A 16,634-nucleotide genomic window follows, 5' to 3' on the forward strand; every position below is an offset into this window, starting at 1 on the left:
CTGGCATATAGTGGAAACGGAAAAGAGGCTGTTTGACAGCCTCTTTTCTGTAAATTTTTTTAATTTGCCGCAGAGGATTCCGATTGGGTATCTGCAGCCGTTTCAAAGGTAATTTCCGGCTTTGTATCCTCCTGGTTCCACATGGAATTTACCAGTTCCGTAATCACGGTTTTCGCCCGTTCTTCTGCGGTGGTGAGCAAATCTGTTTTTTCTGCCTGCTTGGTTACGTCCTCTTTGGCATACTGCAGAGCCTCTACGGTATCCTGGCGGTCCTGAAAATTAAAAAGTGCAAATTTTTCATCATAAAATTCCAGGCTGTCCGGGTCAATGGTAATGTCCTGAATTTCTGCTTTGGGAAGGGTTACGGATACTTTGTTTCCCTTTATATCCATCTGTACCTGTCCTAAATCCACCCCGGCCTTTACATTGGCATCGTAAATCATCGTAAATTCTTTCTTGGTGAGAAAGGTGATTTCTCCCTGGCTGTACCGTACCAGTCCCCGGTAGGCAAGTTCTGCGGTGGACAGCTGGGAGAGCTCTGAAATCTGCGCGGTAATCGCAGACGTGTTCAGCTCCGGCTTCTTACTGGACTCCAAATATCTTCCGGCAATCATGCCCAGAATCAGAATGGCGGCAGCGGCCAGAATGGCAAATATTTTTCCAAATTGTTTTTTCATGTATTCCTCCTGTGTCGAAAATCCTTGAAATTTGCGAAACGTGTCTCTATACGAGTATAAAGGTTTGCAGAGAGAAAGAAAAGAAAAATCTTTAAAATTTCTTTTGTTTTTCTTCTGTAAAATATTATTGACAATATTATATTATATGACGTATAGTATTAAACATAAAATAGTATTGCTTAAGAAACAATATTATGGAGAAAAAAGGAAGCGAGGTGGACATATGGTTTTTAATACAGGAGCAGCGCTTTTGGACGCCATTGTGCTGGCCGTTGTATCCAAGGAAAACGAGGGTACCTATGGGTATAAAATTACCCAGGATGTGCGTCAGGTGCTGGAGGTTTCGGAATCCACGCTCTATCCGGTTCTGCGGAGACTTTTAAAAGACCAGTGTTTGGAAACTTATGACAGAGAATACGGCGGAAGAAACCGGCGATATTATAAGGTAACAGAGAAAGGGATGGTGCAGTTGAATCTGTACCGGGCAGAATGGAAAAGCTACTCAATGAAAATCAGTGAATTGTTCGAGGGAGGGATTCAGGCATGAACAGAAAGGAATTTTTGGCGCAGCTTTCGCGGCTGTTGTGGGATATACCGGAAGCGGACAGAAAAGACGCTCTGGAATATTATGAAAACTATTTTGAGGATGCAGGGGAAGAAAACGAACCCTCTGTCATACAGGAACTGGGAAGTCCGGGGAAGGTGGCAGCCATCATAAAAGCCGGCCTGGAAGAGGGACAGAATGAGTATGGGGCATACACAGAGGCCGGATACCGGGATGAATGGTTTGAAGAACGGAATATGCCTGAGCGGCAAAAGGCAGAATCTTCTTCCGATTCCCAAAATCATGAGGAAGACCGCCAGGAAAAGAATAACTGGGATGGAAGCCGTTATCACGGAGAGGAGAATGGGGGAAATACAGCTTATGAGGGACCGTATCGAACCTATGCGGGAACCGCACAGAGAAAACAGCCAAGAGGCGGACTTTCCTGGCCGCTGCTATTGGTATTGGTGATTCTTACTTGTCCTTTGTGGGGCGGATTGGGACTGGGACTGCTGGGTGTGTTTCTGGGGCTTTTGGGCGCCTGCATTGGAATTCTGGCAGCTTTGCTTTTTAGCGGGCTGGGATTGGTAGTTGGCGGTGTGGTGCTTCTGGCTAATGCCTTTATTTTTCAGTTGGGAACTCCGGCTACTGCTGTAGTTACCGCAGGGGCAGCGCTTATGATGACAGCGCTGGGACTGCTTTTGACTTTGGGATTTTTCCTTCTGGTGATAAAAGTTTTTCCGCCTTGTTTCCGATGGTGCATAGATTTGATTCAGCGAATTCTTCACAGAGGACATACAGGAGGTGACCGGGCATGAAGAAGTTTACAAAAATTGTTTTGATTTCCATACTGTGTTTGGGGCTTTTGGGAGGTATTCTGTTCGGCGCAGGTGTGGCGGCAGGCGGAAGTATTGATTTGGTTTATGAAGGAAATCATCTGGCAAATACCCGGCTGTTTCGGATGATAGCCCACAAGCTGCAGAAGCATGAACACAGATATGAAGAGTGGGAAGACAAATGGGACGAAGGTCTGTCGGATATTGATGCAGTTGATGATGACAGTACACCGGGAAACCTGGAATACTCCCAGACAGAGGTAGAGCGTCTCCTCCTGGAAGTGGATACAGGAATTGCAGAAATCCGTACAACCACGGGAAATACCATTCGGATTCTGGGAGTCCGGGAAGACGATACGGTAAGCCGCAGCTCCGATAATAAGGAATTGTATATAGAAGCCGAAGGCGACCATGACAGCGAAAAGACAAAACTTGTGATAGAAGTACCGGAAAATAAAACATTCAAAGATCTGGAGCTGGTTTCCGATACGGCTCAGATAAAAACAGTGGGAAAACTGCGGACCGATAAGGCTTATCTGGAAACAGATACCGGAAGTGTGCAGGCAGAGTATCTGGAATTTCAAACAGGAGAAATAGAGTGTTCCACCGGAAATCTCCAGGTGAAATGTGCCGGAAAACTAAACGATTATACCGTTTATGCAGAAAGCGACAGCGGCAATCTGGTTCTGGATGGAAAGGAGTATGTGGGTTACCAGGAAGGCGTTTTCGGAAATGCGGACAGCCAAAAGACCATAGACGTGTCAAATGATATGGGAAATATGGAAATCGAGTTTGAAAGTAAATAAAAAATAGAAGCAAGGAAAGGAGTTATCATATGTCTGATAAAAGATTGTATCGTTCCTCTGTAAATTATATGTTGGCAGGGGTCTGCGGAGGAATTGCAGAATATTTTAATATTGACCCTACTTTAATAAGGCTGGCATGGATTATCTTGACCTGCATGAACTGCGGCACAGGAATTGTGGCTTATATCATTGCAGCCATTGTAATTCCAAAATAAAATTTACAGACGGTATAAAGTGAGAAAAAAGGGTCATACTCCAGTTAGAAAGGAGTGTGGCTTTTTTATGGCAAAGAAAAAAGAAGAAAAAATTGATTTAAACAATATTCCGGAAGAGGAAAAAATAAAATATGAAATTGCCGGAGAACTGGGACTTTTGGACCGGGTAGCTGCAAATGGCTGGAAAAGCCTGTCTGCAAAGGAAACGGGACGTATCGGCGGGCTTATGACAAAACGCCGAAGAGAACAGCAAAAAACAGGAGAAAATTAGGAAAAGTGCTTGACGCGGCTTGGAGGCAATGGTATTATAATCAATGTATAATTCCATAAACCTATTAAGTGCACCGTGTTGACCGCACAACACTGGTGAAAAGGGAATCAGGTGTGAGTCCTGAGCGATCCGGTCACTGTATTTGGGGAGTGATGCCGCAGAAGTCCATTGTACGAAGCAGTACGAGAAGGAGCGGCAAAGCGATGAGCCATGAGTCAGGAAACCTGCTTAGTAGTAGTAAGGTGATAACTTCCGTGCAAAGTTTGAAATCCCTCACACTGTTTACAGACAGTTGACGAGTCCGCTTTCACAAGGAAGGTGGATTTTTTTATGGAATTGCCGAAAGGTGAACCTGAACTTATAGAATTATGCATTGATTAAATGGCAGGTGGTATATTCCCTGATTCTATGTTTCCTGTTTGGCTGTTTACAGGTTTTGTTTTCCCGCAACAAACAAAACCGCGCATCCTCCGCAGAGAGCAGGAAAGCTTCGTGACCGGAATCAGGGAGTGTCCATCAAAAAGATTTCTACATAGTCTCTTATCCGCAATTCAGCGGGAAATTTCAAGTTATAGTATTTATGGGAAAAAATATAAAAAGGAAAATGGGAAAGTGCATTGTCTGACAGACATTTCTATTTCTAATGTTCAGTTTGATGGAAACAAACAGGAAATTTTTATTGCTGTTCCTTTTATGACTTGGCCTGCAGGGTTGGAGGCGATGAGTTTGTACTGTTTCTGCCGGACACCATGGATATAAAGTTGTATAAAAGAAATGCAGGAAGGGGTGTCGGTAAATACCGATTTTTAAGCTCTAAATCTTAAAAAACCCCTTAACTGCATTTTTTAAAGCGCACTTTTTCTCATTTTTCGTATATGTCTTACCAGCAGAAGAATGCAAACCAGGTCAATGACCACAACTGCAATAATGGATTGCATACCATAGTAAATACCGGCAGTTTCTGCAATTTTACCGATAATGGACGGCATGAGAATAGAGCCGAAACTGGCAAGAGTGAGAATGAAACTCCAGGCCAGAGAATATTTTTGGATAAGGCTTCCGGAAAAGGAAACCGTAGTGGGATAAAGCCCTGCCATACTGAAGCCAAAGCCCATAATTCCCACAAGAATCAGCGGTGTAGTGGAACTGAACAGCAGTAGGATTAAAAATCCCACCAGTCCGAAGCCCATGACAAGCAGCAGCCATTCCTTATGAACTCTGGTGGAAAGCCAAGCCGTTAAAAGGCGGCCAGCTAGAATCATGACCCATAAAAGGCTGGCCGTGACCTGAGAAAGAGATGCGGGCAGCAGTCCGGTATCCTTAAAGTAAGTAATCATCCAGCCAATTACTCCCTGTTCTGCACAGAGATAGAAGAAAAGAGTCAGTGTGCAGAGATAAAACAGCGGTTCTTTGAAAAAAGCAAAATCAGCAGCTTTTTTTATCTGTTCTTCTTTTTTTTCTTTAACAGAATCAGGAATCATAAAATACATGACCCAGCTTAAAACCCCCATAATCAGCATGAAAGAACAGGCGTAAATCCAGTTATCGCTGTTTGTCCGCGTCATGGCAAGCAGCAGAAGCGGGAAAGTAAAGGCGCCGACAGCAAACATGGCATGCAGGCCATTTAAGAGCGATGCCTTACCGGGAGCCAGTTCGTTAATGGAGGTGTTGCAAAAATTACTGGTAGCGCCCCGGGCCATACCGGTGAGGAAAAAGGCCAGTGCCAACATAAAATTATTGTCAGAAAGAAGAATGACCAGGTAGGAAAGGGCAATGAAAGAATTGAAAAAAAGAATGCTTTTCTTTCTTCCCCAGACCTCGGATAAAGCGCCGCAGGCAAAGCTGGAAATCAGATTTCCTACGGAATGAAGGCTGACAATCATACCGCAAAAAGCATAGGCCAGTCCCCGGGAATCCCGGATATAAGGCAGGAGTGAGCCAATGGAGAGTGCAAGCATACCATTTATGATGAAGACGCCGTAGCTGCACAGAAATTGTCTGTTTTGAGTTTTGTCTTGAAACAATGATAAGTCCCCCTCTTTTTAAAATTGAAAATGCAAAATCGAGTATAGTCTAAAACAAATCTGCAGTTTCGTCAATGGAAGAATCCCACTTTGTAATGCGGAAATAGTAACAGAATCTAAAAAAATGACAAGAAAATTTTGCTGCAACCTGCAGAAAGTAACAGAAATAGGAAAATAATTCATTTCAGAAAAAAAGGCTTTCTGTTAATCTATAACTACAAAGAAAACACCCCGTAAAGAGCGGAGAAAAGAATGAAGAGAAAGAAGGAGAGCAGCACATGAAAGCAAGAAAAGCAATGGCAATGGGACTTATCGCGGCGATGTCAGTGGGAATGCTGGCAGGCTGCGGAGGTGAAAAAAAAGAGGACGGAAAGGAAACTGCAGACGGAAAGCAGAAGCTGACCATTTCCACATGGGACAATGACACATCACCGCAGTTCAAAGCGGCGGTAGAGGTATTTCAGGAAAAATACCCGGATGTAGAAATTGAATACATTGACACAGCGGCCAATGAATACAACAACAAATTGACGGTTATGCTGGCTGGCGGTGACCCGGACCCGGATGTTATCTTCGTAAAAGATATGGGGACACAGTTGAGTATGCAGCAGAAAGGACAGATTGCCTGTCTGGATGAATACATAGAAAAAGATAAGCTGGACTTATCTGTTTACAACGGAACAGCAGAGGATTTACAGATTGATGGTTCCTCCTACACACTGCCTTACCGCTCGGACTGGTATGTTCTGTATTACAACAAAGACTTATTTGACAAAGCAGGCGTTCCTTATCCAAGCAATGATATGACCTGGGATGAATACGAAGAACTGGCGAGAAAGATGACCTCCGGAGAAGGCAATGACAAGATTTACGGAACACACAACCACAACTGGATGGCGCTGGTATGCAACTGGGCTATTCAGGACGGAAAGAATACACTGGTATCCGATGACTACAGCTTCCTGAAACCTGCTTATGAACAGGCTCTTCGCATGCAGGAGGATGGCATCATTCAGGATTACGCAACTATTAAAACAGGTAATTTACATTATTCCAGCGTTTTTGAGCAGCAGCAGTGTGCAATGATGCCCATGGGAACCTGGTTTATTGCAAACCTTCTCCAGGCACAGAATGCAGGAGAACTTGGATTTAACTGGGGATTCGCAACCATTCCGCATCCGGAGGGCGTAGAGGCAGGCAACAGCGTTGGCGCGGTAACACCGGTGGCTATCAATGCAAATTCTGACCAGAAAGATTTGGCATGGGAATTTATCAAATGTGCAACCAGCGAAGAAACAGCAGAAAAGCTGGCAGAACAGGGTATCCTGACCGTTATTCAGAATGACACCATTATGAACAAAGTCACATCTGTGGAAGGTTTTCCGGAAGGCTGTGCAGAAGCACTGGAATTAAAGGGAATGGTATTTGACAGACCACTGGACAAAAACATTGAAAAAATTCGTAAAGCAGTGGAAGAAGAACATGACCTGATTATGATTGGCGAGGAAAGTATTGACGACGGAATCAAGAATATGACAGAACGCGTTAAGGAAATACGGGAGGCCAATCCGTAAGAAAGAAAGACAGGAGAAAAAGGATATGGCATTAACACCGAAACAAAAAAGAGTTGTAAAAAATAATCTGATTGGATATTCATTTATCCTGCCAAACTTTATCGGATATTTTCTGTTCATCTTTATTCCGGTAGTATTTTCCTTTGTATTAAGTGTCATGAAGTGGAACGGTTCTGCAAATACACCTATGGAATTTGTGGGATTTGATAACTTTGTGAGACTCATGGGAGATTCTACCTTTAAGATGTCCGTGGGACACACCTTTTATTATGCGGTTTTCACCGTGCCGCTGACGGTTGCGGCAGCACTTCTTATCGCAGTGCTTCTGAACAGTAAGATTAAAGGAATTGTGGTTTACCGTACTGCATTTTTCTTCCCTTATATCGCTTCCCTGGTTGCGGTAGGAGCTGTGTGGAACATGCTTTTTATGAAAGATGTGGGACCGATTAATGAATTTTTAAGAGCCATTGGTATTTCCAATCCTCCGGGATGGGTGGCATCTGTGAAATGGGCCATGCCTGCCATTATTATTGTCAGTGTATGGAAATACATGGGCTATTACATGATTGTATATCTGGCAGCTTTGCAGGGGATTTCCAAAGAACTTTATGAGGCGGCAAGTCTGGACGGGGCCACCGGATGGAAAAAACTGAGATACATCACCATCCCCATGCTGAAGCCCACAACTTTCTTTGTTGTCATTATGCTGACTATTCAGTGCTTTAAGGTATTTGACCTGATTTATATTATGACAGGCGGAGGACCCGGCCGTGCAACCCAGGTTATGGTAAACCATATTTACGATGCAGCGTTTACCAACTTTGAATTTGGCTATGCAAGCGCAAGCGCCATTGTTCTCTTTGCCATTGTACTGGTGATTACGCTGATTCAGTTTAAGGGCGAGAAGAAATTTACGGAATGGATGTAAAGGGGTGACAATATGAAAGCAGAAAAGAGAAAAAAGATATTTATTTATATAGGCTTGACTTTCCTGGCCGTGCTCATGGCAGTTCCTTTTTACTGGATGTTGATTTCTTCCGTGAAGCTGAATAAAGATGTGTTCAGTATTCCCATGGAATGGATTCCCAGAAGCTTCCATTTCGAGAATTACCAGGAAATCTGGGAAAAGATTCCGCTTCTGACTTTTTTCAAAAACAGCACGAAGCTGACGGTAATTACCACCATTATCCAGCTGGCTACCAGTTGTTTTGCAGCTTACGGTTTTGCAAAAATGGAGTTTAAGGGAAGAGATTTCCTGTTCCTGGCTTATGTCACCACGATTGCAGTTCCATGGCAGGTATACATGGTGCCTCAGTTTACTATGATGTCCAAATTCGGTTTAAACAACACCCATGTGGGACTGATTATGCTTCATGCGTTCAGTGCGTTCGGCGTGTTCTTAATGCGGCAGTTTTTCTTAAGTGTGCCGAAAGAACTGTCAGAAGCAGCGAGAATTGACGGATTGGGCGAGTACGGTATCTTTGCCAGAGTTGTGCTTCCTCTGGCGAAGCCGGGAATTGCAACTCTGACCATCTTTACTTTCGTAAACGTATGGAATGACTTTATGGGACCTTTGATTTATTTAAACAGCACGGAACTGAAAACCATTCAGCTGGGTATTCGTATGTTTATTTCCCAGTATGCAGCAGACTATGCGTTGATTATGGCAGCGTCTGTATGTGCGCTGATTCCGGTAGTGATTATTTTTATCGCTTGTCAGAAGTTCTTTGTAGAAGGTGTTGCGGCAAGCGGTATCAAAGGCTGATATTTGTAAGATTAGGAAAATGGGAGGACAAGTATGGCACAGACATTTGAAACCCTTAGAAAGTATCCGGGGACTTCGGAAAAAATGCTTCAAAAGGCAATCGAGCAGGCGACCAAAATTGTAAAGGGCAATCTGGGGGATTTTACAGAGTCCTTCCAGTCTCCCAATACGGAAAACGGTTTCTACTGGCCTACGGAAAATGTAGAGTGGACCACAGGATTTTGGACCGGTGTTGTATGGCTGGCGTATGAACTGACAAAGGACGAGGCTTTCCGAAAAACAGGGGAAATCCATGTGGAGAGTTTTCTGAATCGTATAGAAAAGAAAATTGACGTGAATTATCACGATATGGGATTTTTATACAGCCTTTCCTGTGTTGCGGCATACAAACTCTGCGGCAATGAAAAGGGCAGGAAGGCTGCTGTTATGGCGGCAGACCACCTTTTGACCAGATACAGGGAAAAGGGAGAATTTATTCAGGCATGGGGCAATGTGGGGGACCCCGGGGACTATCGGCTGATTATTGACTGCCTGTTAAATCTGCCTCTTTTGTACTGGGCAACAGAGGTTACAGGAAATCCGGAATATGCGGACAAGGCCTGCCGTCATATTCATACAGCCATGCAGTGTGTGTTGAGAGAAGACCATTCTACTTACCACACTTATTATATGGACCCGGAGACGGGGAAACCTTCTTACGGAGTCACCCATCAGGGAAACAGAAATGGTTCTGCGTGGGCAAGAGGTCAGGCCTGGGGTGTGTATGGCGTTGCGCTCAGTTACCGTTACCAGCAGAAACCGGAATATATTCAAATGTTTCGGGATGTGACAGATTACTTTATTGCGCATCTGCCGGAGGATTTGGTTCCCTATTGGGATTTTGATTTTGACACAGGCAGTACAGAGCCAAGAGATTCTTCTTCTTCTGCTATTGTCATCTGCGGTATTTATGAAATGCTGCCTCACCTGGAGAAAGAGGAGGCAGAGAGATACCGCATGGCAGCGGACAAAATGCTGTGTGCGTTGATAGAAAAATGTGCGGTAAAGCACAGGACAGAGTCTAACGGACTTCTGCTTCACGGTACTTATGCCAGAAGCTCCGAGGAGAATACCTGTAAGAACCGGGGTGTAGATGAATGCAATACCTGGGGAGATTATTTCTATCTGGAGGCTTTGCGGAGAAGACAGGGTGAGTGGAACCCTTATTGGTAGGAGGCAGAAAGGTGAAGAAAAAACCGAATTTACTATATGTTTTTTTGGACCAGTGGAGATATCATGCGATGGAATGCACGGGGGAAGACCCTGTGCATACTCCGCATATGGATACTTTTGCAAAAGAGAGTCTGGACTGCAGGGAGGCGGTAAGTACCTTTCCTCTGTGCTCCCCGCACAGAGCTTCGCTTCTGACAGGAAAGTATCCTTTTAGCCTGGGCATGTGGACCAACTGTAAAATCGGACTCAGCGAGGTGCTCATGCTGCGTCCCCAGGAAACCTGCATTGGAAACGTATTGAAAGAAAATGGATACCATACCGGATATATCGGAAAATGGCATTTGGACGCAGCGGAACAGAACTTTCAGCAAAATCCGGTTTCCGGGGCAAGGGACTGGGACGCTTATACGCCGCCGGGCGAGCGAAGACAAGGCTTTGATTACTGGCTTTCCTATGGGGCCTGCGACAATCATTTAGATCCCCACTACTGGGCAGATACGCCCAGGCAGATAAAACCTGGCTGCTGGTCACCGGAATTTGAGACAGACAAGGCGCTGGAATATATGGAGGAACAAAAGGGAGAAGAGGAGCCGTTTGCACTTTTTGTATCTTATAATCCCCCCCATCTTCCTTATGAATTGGTTCCGGATAAGTATTATAAGCAATATGAGAATATGCCGGTTCACTTCCGGAAAAATGTGCCACCGGAAAAGCGGACACCGGAAATGGAAACCATTACCAGACAGTATTTTGCAGCAATAACCGGGGTGGATGAGCAGTTTGGCAGAATTTTACAGTATTTAAGGGACCATCATCTGGAAGAGGATACTTTGGTGGTGCTTTCAGCAGACCATGGAGAAATGTTGGGGTCCCATGGACGTATGAGCAAAAATGTGTGGTATGAGGAATCCATTCATATTCCGTTGTACATACGGCAGAAGGGACAGGTTCCTTTGGGAGTGTATAAGGAACTGCTGGCAAGTCCGGACCATATGCCGACGCTTTTGGGGCTTCTGGATATTCCTGTGCCGGATACCTGCCAGGGCTTTAATCATGCGCCATGCATACGCGGGGAAGCAGATAATGCACCCAAACAGGCATTTTTGTGTTCTTATCCCGGAATGCCGGAAATGGTGGCAGCTTATGAAAAGAAGGGAAGGAACAGCAAATGCTACGGATGGAGAGGTATTCGTACCCAACGGTATACGTATGTAGTGAATAATGGTTATACGCCGGGGGAAAGGCAAGTACGTCTTCTCTATGACAATGAGAAAGACCCTTATCAGATGTCTCCTCTGGTGATTACGGAACTCAATCAGGATCTGGTGCAGGAATACGAAGCAAGGCTGCGGGAATATCTGGATATGCAGCAAGACCCGTTTCTTTTATAGAGCAGGGGACAGGAGGAAGTATGAGCAGGAAAAAACAGGTGATTTTTATTATGACAGACACCCAGAGGACGGATATGCTGGGCTGTTACGGCAATGAACGCATGATAACGCCTAATCTGGACAGGCTGGCCAGAGAAGGAATCCGCTACGACAAGGCATATACCACACAGCCGGTATGTCAGCCGGCCAGAGCGGCAATTTTTACGGGAAGCTACCCACATTCCTGCGCGGGGTGGTCAAATTGTATGGGATTGTCGGACAATGTGCCGAATATCGGACAGAGGCTGAGCGACGCGGGAATTCATACCGCTTATGTGGGAAAATGGCATTTGGACGGGGGAGATTATTTCGGGCTGGGCAGATGCGCCAAAGGCTGGGATGAGGATTACTGGTATGATATGCGGTGCTTTCTGGAAGAACTGACCCCGGAAGAACGATATCGTATCCGGCAGATGGAAAGCATTGAGAAATATAATATTACGGAAGATATGACGTATGGACACCGGTGTGCAGACCGGGCTGTGGATTTTATAGAGAAACACAGGGATGAAGATTATTTTCTGGTGGTTTCTCTGGACGAACCACACGGGCCTCACATCTGTCCGAAGAAATATGTGGATTTATATGAAGACTATGAGGTTCCCATAAAGGAAAATATGAAGGACACTCTGGAGAATAAGCCGGAACATCACAGAATCTGGGCCGGGGAGGAGTATCTGAAGGCCTGCAGGGAAGACTTTTCTTTGAAGCCAAAGGAATTTCTGGGCTGCAATACTTTTGCAGACTATGAAATCGGAAGAGTGATAGACGCGGCAGAACAGCAGGAGGACGCGCCCATTATCATTTACACCTCGGATCACGGAGATATGATGTATGCCCATTCCCTTACAGGAAAAGGCCCGGCGCTGTATGAGGAGATTGTACATATTCCTTTGATTATCCGGGGGCTGGGACAGGGTGTAGATACCAATCCGGTTTCTCATATCAATCTGGCGCCCACTATTTTTGACATCTTCGGTGTGCCCATTCCGAAAATGTTTGAGGGCAGAAGTATCTGGCAGGAAGTTCTGAATCCGCAGGCTCGCTGCAACGATTATGTGTTTATGGAATTTGGAAGATATGAGGTTGACCATGACGGCTTCGGCGGTTATCAGCCGCTGCGGGGTGTTTATGACGGCAGATACAAAATGGTGCTGAATCTCATGACCAGTGATGAACTGTATGATTTGGAAAAAGACCCCCAGGAAATGGTAAACCTGATTGAAAAACCTGAGTATGAGGAAGTGAAGAAACGGCTTCATCAGGCAATCCTGGACAATATGTATGAAACCAGGGATCCGTTCCGGGGATATTATTGGGAGGACAGGCCGTGGAACCGGAGAACGGAATTTAAGACCTGGGACAGCAGGCTCATGACCAGACAGCGGGAAAATGAGGAATATGAACCAAGACAGCTGGACTACGGCACCGGACTGCCTATGACTGCGGCAGTAAGGAAAAAAGGGGAATCGGACGCAAAATTTGCAGAAAAATAGAGTGAAAGAGACAGGGGACTGCAGGAGAAGGGCAGTGTCCTGTCTTTCGCATACCTGGAAGAAAGAGGCAGTTTCTTCTTGTAGAGAGAAAAGAGAATGAGTATAATGAAAGGCAGAGATGTATCGTGTTGGGGGACGCCAAAATGAAGAATAAAAAAATATGGAAAACACTCCAGGGAAGGATTATCATGTACAATCTGAGTATTGTGATTCTGGTGGCCTTCATTGGAAGTATGGGAACTTATCACAGTTCGTTTAAGCGCTCTTTGGAGATGACGGAGCAGACCATGGAGAATGATATCGAGGGTATTTCAGAAAATTTTTTTGTGGCCTATGAAGAAATGATGAATATTATTCTGAACTGTACGGGTCGAAGTTCTATGAATTACGGCAGCCTGGATTTTGCAGACCAGCCTTCCGCCAAGAAGCAGGCGCTGATAAACAGTACACTTATGAGTGACTACTGTGCCATTTCCGGATACGGTTCTTATATTAATAAACTGATGATTCTGGACAAAAACGGAAATGCCATACAGTCCGGCAGCAGTCCGGGGAGCAAGGATGACGTAAAACAATTACTGGAGACAGACTGGTTTTGGCAGGAAGCGGAAAAGTCGGCGGATGAATACCGTCTGAAAGTAGTGGACAACCCCTTTTTTCTGGGGAAAGGGGAGATGTTGATTCCCATCGTCCGGCCTTTGGACGTAGCAGGCAGCAACAGCAAGGAGGGATGGGGATTTCTGGGATTTTCCACCAAGTTGTTTGAAGAAGAACTGAAAAAGGCAGACCATGGGGACACTCTGGTGGTTGCAGTGGAAGACGGGACCGTTATCGCAGCTGCCAATGAGAAAAAATTTCAGAAAAAGGATTTGCAGGAAATGACAAAAAATCTGTTGGAAGCAGAGACCTCCGGCGGCATTGAAAAGAAGAAGCTGCAGGGAGAAGCATGTCTGGTAGCCTGGTCTAAAAATTCTATGAGCGGTATTCTGGTTTACGAAATTATGCCAATCAGTTCTATTAAAAACGAGAAAATGCTGATTCTAAACCTGGCTGTTTTCATGTTTATCAGTTGTCTGCTGGTGGGAATGGGGATGTCGGTGCTGTTTTCCAACCGGCTGCGAAAACCAGTGGCGCTTTTGAGCGAGCAGGCAAGAAAAATCGGAAACGGAGATTTTTCCTGTAACCCACAGATTGAGAGTGAAGACGAATTGGGGGAAATCGGCCGGGGTATGAATAAAATGAGCAGGAAAATTGCCCAGCTTCTGGATAAAAGTGTGGAAGATGAGCGGGAGAAGAAGAATCTGGAAATTAAGATGCTGCAGGCTCAGATAAATCCACATTTTTTGTATAATACCCTGGATTCCATTCGGTGGATTGCCGTGATACAGAAAAATACCAGCATTGTGAAAATGGTTGCAGCCCTGTCCGGACTTCTGAAAAATATGGCAAAAGGTTTTAATGAGAAAGTGACTTTGCGGGAAGAACTGAAGTTTCTGGAGGATTACATTACCATTGAAAAAATGCGTTATATGGAAATGTTTGATGTAGAGACCCAGGTGGAAAAAGAAGAGCTGTACGAGGCAAAAATCATTAAGCTGACCTTGCAGCCACTGGTGGAGAATGCGATTTTTTCGGGAATTGAGCCGGGAGGAAAGAACGGAAATATCCGTATTCATATCTGGCAGGAAGAGAACCGGCTTTGCGTCAGTGTAAGAGATGACGGCGTAGGAATGACGGAAGAGAAAATCCGGGAGATTATGGAAAACCCGCAAAAGCGCAAAGGTGACACGATGAGCGGCATCGGTCTTCCTAATGTGGACCAGAGAATTAAGCTGGTCTATGGGGAAAGCTATGGGATTCATATTCGCAGCCGGGTGGGGGAATACACAGAAATTCTGGTGACTTTACCCATAGAATATGGAAAATAAATAAAAAAGAGGATGGAGAAGATGTATCGTATTTTACTTGTGGACGATGAACCGTTAATACTGGCAGGGATTGCGTCTATGATGGAGTGGGGAGATTATGACTGTGTGGTTGCGGATAAGGCAACCAACGGAAGTCAGGCATTGGAAAAGATAGAAGAAATCCAGCCGGATATTGTGATTACGGATATTAAGATGCCGGCCATGAATGGACTGGAATTTATGGAGGAGTGCAGAAACCGGGGATATCAGGGGGAATTTATCCTGCTGACCAACCTGGAAGAATTTTCTCTGGCACAGAGAGCCCTGCGTCTGGGGGCCTTGGATTATCTGGTGAAAATAGAAATTACACCGGAAATCCTTGGAGAGAGTCTGCAAAAAGCCACTGCGATATGTCGGGAAAAGCAGGAAGCAGAGGGCAGTCCGGTTATTCAGGAAGTATTGCAAAAAAACGCAGAGGAGATTACAAAAAAATTCTTCGGGGAAATTTTGGAAAATAAGAGGGAAGATTGTGGAAAACTGCGGGAAAAATGGGAGAAAGAAGTAGAAAGACTGGGATTGGAAAAACTATATGAAAGTCCGGTGCTTGTGTGGATTCGCCCCTATCAGCAGGAAACCCATTTGTTCCAGAAGACAGAGGCAGCAGAGCAAAAGGAAATTATGGAATATGCGTCCAGTCTTTTAAAACAGTTTATGGACCGTATCAGCCCGGTTTACTGTATGATGAACTGGGAGAGAAGGGGAATTCTGGCCGTATTTCCACAAAAAGAACTGCCGGATTCTTTTTCTGCCCTTGGAAATAAGATTTTGACTATTTTTCAGAATTATTTCGGAAATCCGGCTTTTGTGGCGGTCAGTACACCGGCAGAGAATATCTGGGAAGGCTTTGGCCGTGGGGTTCATCAGATAAGAACTCTGGAGGAATATTATTATTACCACAGTGAAACTCCCATTTTGTGTGCCGGGGATTTTCATCCTGAAGACCTGGAAAAGAACCATTCCAGGCACGAGGTTTTTGACATCAGCTTTCTGAAAAAGGATTTGCAGCAGGCCCTGATTGTGCAGGACAGGGAAAAGGTGGAACGGGTTTTTTCGGAAGTGGCAGAACTTTTTTTGGAATACCAGCCGGCAAGAGCACAGGTCATTGATGCCTGTATGAATCTGTACTATTTCTTTTTCTCTTATGCAGAGGGGGAGAAGCCAGGAGAGGAAAGGGGCTTTCCCTATCCTTCGGAGATTGTAGAACGGCTGGGCGCCTGTTTTACCTTAGAGGAGAATATTCGCTGGCTGCAGGAACTGGGAAATTGGATTGGCAGCAGGATGGAAAGCCTTAAGGGCGGCAGCAAGACGGAGAAAATCGTTGCCTCTGTGAAAAAATATGTACAGGAAAATTATAAAGAAAAGCTGACTCTTGCTATGATTGCCAATGCCATCGGCATCAGTCAGGGGTATCTGAGCAGTGTGTTTAAAAAGCAGACGGGCAGCAATCTGAATGATTATGTCAATCAGGTGAAAATCGAAAAAGCCAGGGAGCTTCTGGGGCTGCATGAATATATGATGTATGAAATTTCGGATATGTTGGGATTTGAAAATCCTTATTACTTCAGCAAGGTTTTTAAAAAGATTATGGGAATGACGCCCAGCGAATATGAAATGACAAGAAAAAATTAGAGGATATCTGGGAAAATTCCACTATTTTTTTCAAAAAAAGTCTGCTAGTGTATTGACATATTTATATTTAACACAATTATTCTTTTGCTTCATGCCGTTTCATGATATACTAAAAAGAAACGGCGGTGATTCATTATGGCAAGACCTAAAACATATCATATTATACTCAGTGACAATGAAGTGTCAGC

Annotated in this window: 16 protein-coding genes and 1 riboswitch; of the genes, 14 read left to right on the plus strand and 2 right to left on the minus strand. The window is 44.8% G+C overall.

Annotated elements, in window-relative coordinates:
• Positions 1-59 precede the first annotated feature (59 nt).
• Positions 60-677: a DUF4230 domain-containing protein gene (locus WBS51_RS04535; RefSeq protein WP_291681884.1), complete on the minus strand. Its 618-nt coding sequence runs from the start codon at positions 675-677 to the stop codon at positions 60-62.
• 223 nt (positions 678-900) lie between these two features.
• On the opposite strand from WBS51_RS04535, the gene WBS51_RS04540 reads away from it, so the two are divergent.
• From WBS51_RS04540 to WBS51_RS04565, 6 genes are all read left to right on the plus strand, one after another.
• The gene (locus WBS51_RS04540) at positions 901-1,224 is read left to right on the plus strand and encodes a PadR family transcriptional regulator (RefSeq protein WP_173748912.1); all 324 of its coding nucleotides are present in this window, start codon (positions 901-903) and stop codon (positions 1,222-1,224) included.
• A complete protein-coding gene (locus tag WBS51_RS04545) occupies positions 1,221-2,039 on the plus strand; it encodes a DUF1700 domain-containing protein (protein WP_294460827.1) in 819 nt (272 codons plus the stop codon). The genes WBS51_RS04540 and WBS51_RS04545 overlap by 4 nt, the downstream gene beginning before the upstream one ends.
• Positions 2,036-2,863, plus strand: a complete 828-nt coding sequence (locus WBS51_RS04550) for a DUF4097 family beta strand repeat-containing protein (protein WP_173748914.1) — start codon at positions 2,036-2,038, stop codon at positions 2,861-2,863. Before WBS51_RS04545 ends, WBS51_RS04550 begins: the two co-directional genes overlap by 4 nt.
• A gap of 29 nt (positions 2,864-2,892) precedes the next feature.
• Positions 2,893-3,078, plus strand: coding sequence for a PspC domain-containing protein (locus WBS51_RS04555; RefSeq protein WP_173748915.1), 186 nt, complete (start codon positions 2,893-2,895; stop codon positions 3,076-3,078).
• Positions 3,079-3,145: 67 nt separating this feature from the next.
• On the plus strand, positions 3,146-3,349 hold the full coding sequence (locus tag WBS51_RS04560) for a small, acid-soluble spore protein, alpha/beta type (RefSeq protein ID WP_173748916.1): 204 nt from the start codon (positions 3,146-3,148) through the stop codon (positions 3,347-3,349).
• Between the two features lie 49 nt (positions 3,350-3,398).
• Positions 3,399-3,595, plus strand: a riboswitch (cobalamin riboswitch).
• Positions 3,596-3,730: 135 nt separating this feature from the next.
• Positions 3,731-4,108 carry a hypothetical protein gene (locus WBS51_RS04565; RefSeq protein ID WP_291681879.1) on the plus strand — a complete coding sequence of 126 codons (378 nt, stop codon included), beginning with the start codon at positions 3,731-3,733 and terminating at the stop codon, positions 4,106-4,108.
• An 86-nt stretch (positions 4,109-4,194) separates the two neighbouring features.
• On the opposite strand, the gene WBS51_RS04570 is transcribed toward WBS51_RS04565, so the two are convergent.
• The gene (locus WBS51_RS04570) at positions 4,195-5,373 is read right to left on the minus strand and encodes an MFS transporter (RefSeq protein ID WP_173748918.1); all 1,179 of its coding nucleotides are present in this window, start codon (positions 5,371-5,373) and stop codon (positions 4,195-4,197) included.
• 278 nt (positions 5,374-5,651) lie between these two features.
• Here WBS51_RS04570 and WBS51_RS04575 point away from each other — a divergent pair, with 278 nt between their 5' ends.
• The 8 genes from WBS51_RS04575 to WBS51_RS04610 all read left to right on the plus strand — a co-directional run bounded on the left by WBS51_RS04575 (position 5,652) and on the right by WBS51_RS04610 (position 16,446).
• Positions 5,652-6,947, plus strand: a complete 1,296-nt coding sequence (locus tag WBS51_RS04575) for an ABC transporter substrate-binding protein (protein WP_173748919.1) — start codon at positions 5,652-5,654, stop codon at positions 6,945-6,947.
• 25 nt (positions 6,948-6,972) lie between these two features.
• Complete coding sequence (locus tag WBS51_RS04580; RefSeq protein WP_173748920.1) at positions 6,973-7,875, plus strand: carbohydrate ABC transporter permease; 903 nt, start codon at positions 6,973-6,975, stop codon at positions 7,873-7,875.
• Positions 7,876-7,887: 12 nt separating this feature from the next.
• Positions 7,888-8,712, plus strand: coding sequence for a carbohydrate ABC transporter permease (locus WBS51_RS04585; RefSeq protein ID WP_173748921.1), 825 nt, complete (start codon positions 7,888-7,890; stop codon positions 8,710-8,712).
• Between the two features lie 33 nt (positions 8,713-8,745).
• Positions 8,746-9,924, plus strand: coding sequence for a glycoside hydrolase family 88 protein (locus WBS51_RS04590; protein ID WP_294460836.1), 1,179 nt, complete (start codon positions 8,746-8,748; stop codon positions 9,922-9,924).
• Positions 9,906-11,315, plus strand: a complete 1,410-nt coding sequence (locus WBS51_RS04595) for a sulfatase family protein (RefSeq protein ID WP_294541365.1) — start codon at positions 9,906-9,908, stop codon at positions 11,313-11,315. Before WBS51_RS04590 ends, WBS51_RS04595 begins: the two co-directional genes overlap by 19 nt.
• 20 nt (positions 11,316-11,335) lie before the next feature.
• On the plus strand, positions 11,336-12,850 hold the full coding sequence (locus WBS51_RS04600; protein ID WP_294460843.1) for a sulfatase-like hydrolase/transferase: 1,515 nt from the start codon (positions 11,336-11,338) through the stop codon (positions 12,848-12,850).
• A gap of 143 nt (positions 12,851-12,993) precedes the next feature.
• Entirely contained in the window at positions 12,994-14,778 is a 1,785-nt protein-coding gene (locus tag WBS51_RS04605) for a sensor histidine kinase (RefSeq protein WP_294460847.1), read from the plus strand.
• A gap of 21 nt (positions 14,779-14,799) precedes the next feature.
• Positions 14,800-16,446 (plus strand): response regulator transcription factor, encoded by a 1,647-nt coding sequence (locus tag WBS51_RS04610; protein WP_173748926.1) that lies wholly within the window; start codon positions 14,800-14,802, stop codon positions 16,444-16,446.
• The last annotated feature ends 188 nt before the right edge of the window (positions 16,447-16,634 follow it).

The organism is Blautia acetica (assembly GCF_038739805.1).
Classification (GTDB): Bacteria; Bacillota; Clostridia; order Lachnospirales; family Lachnospiraceae; genus Blautia.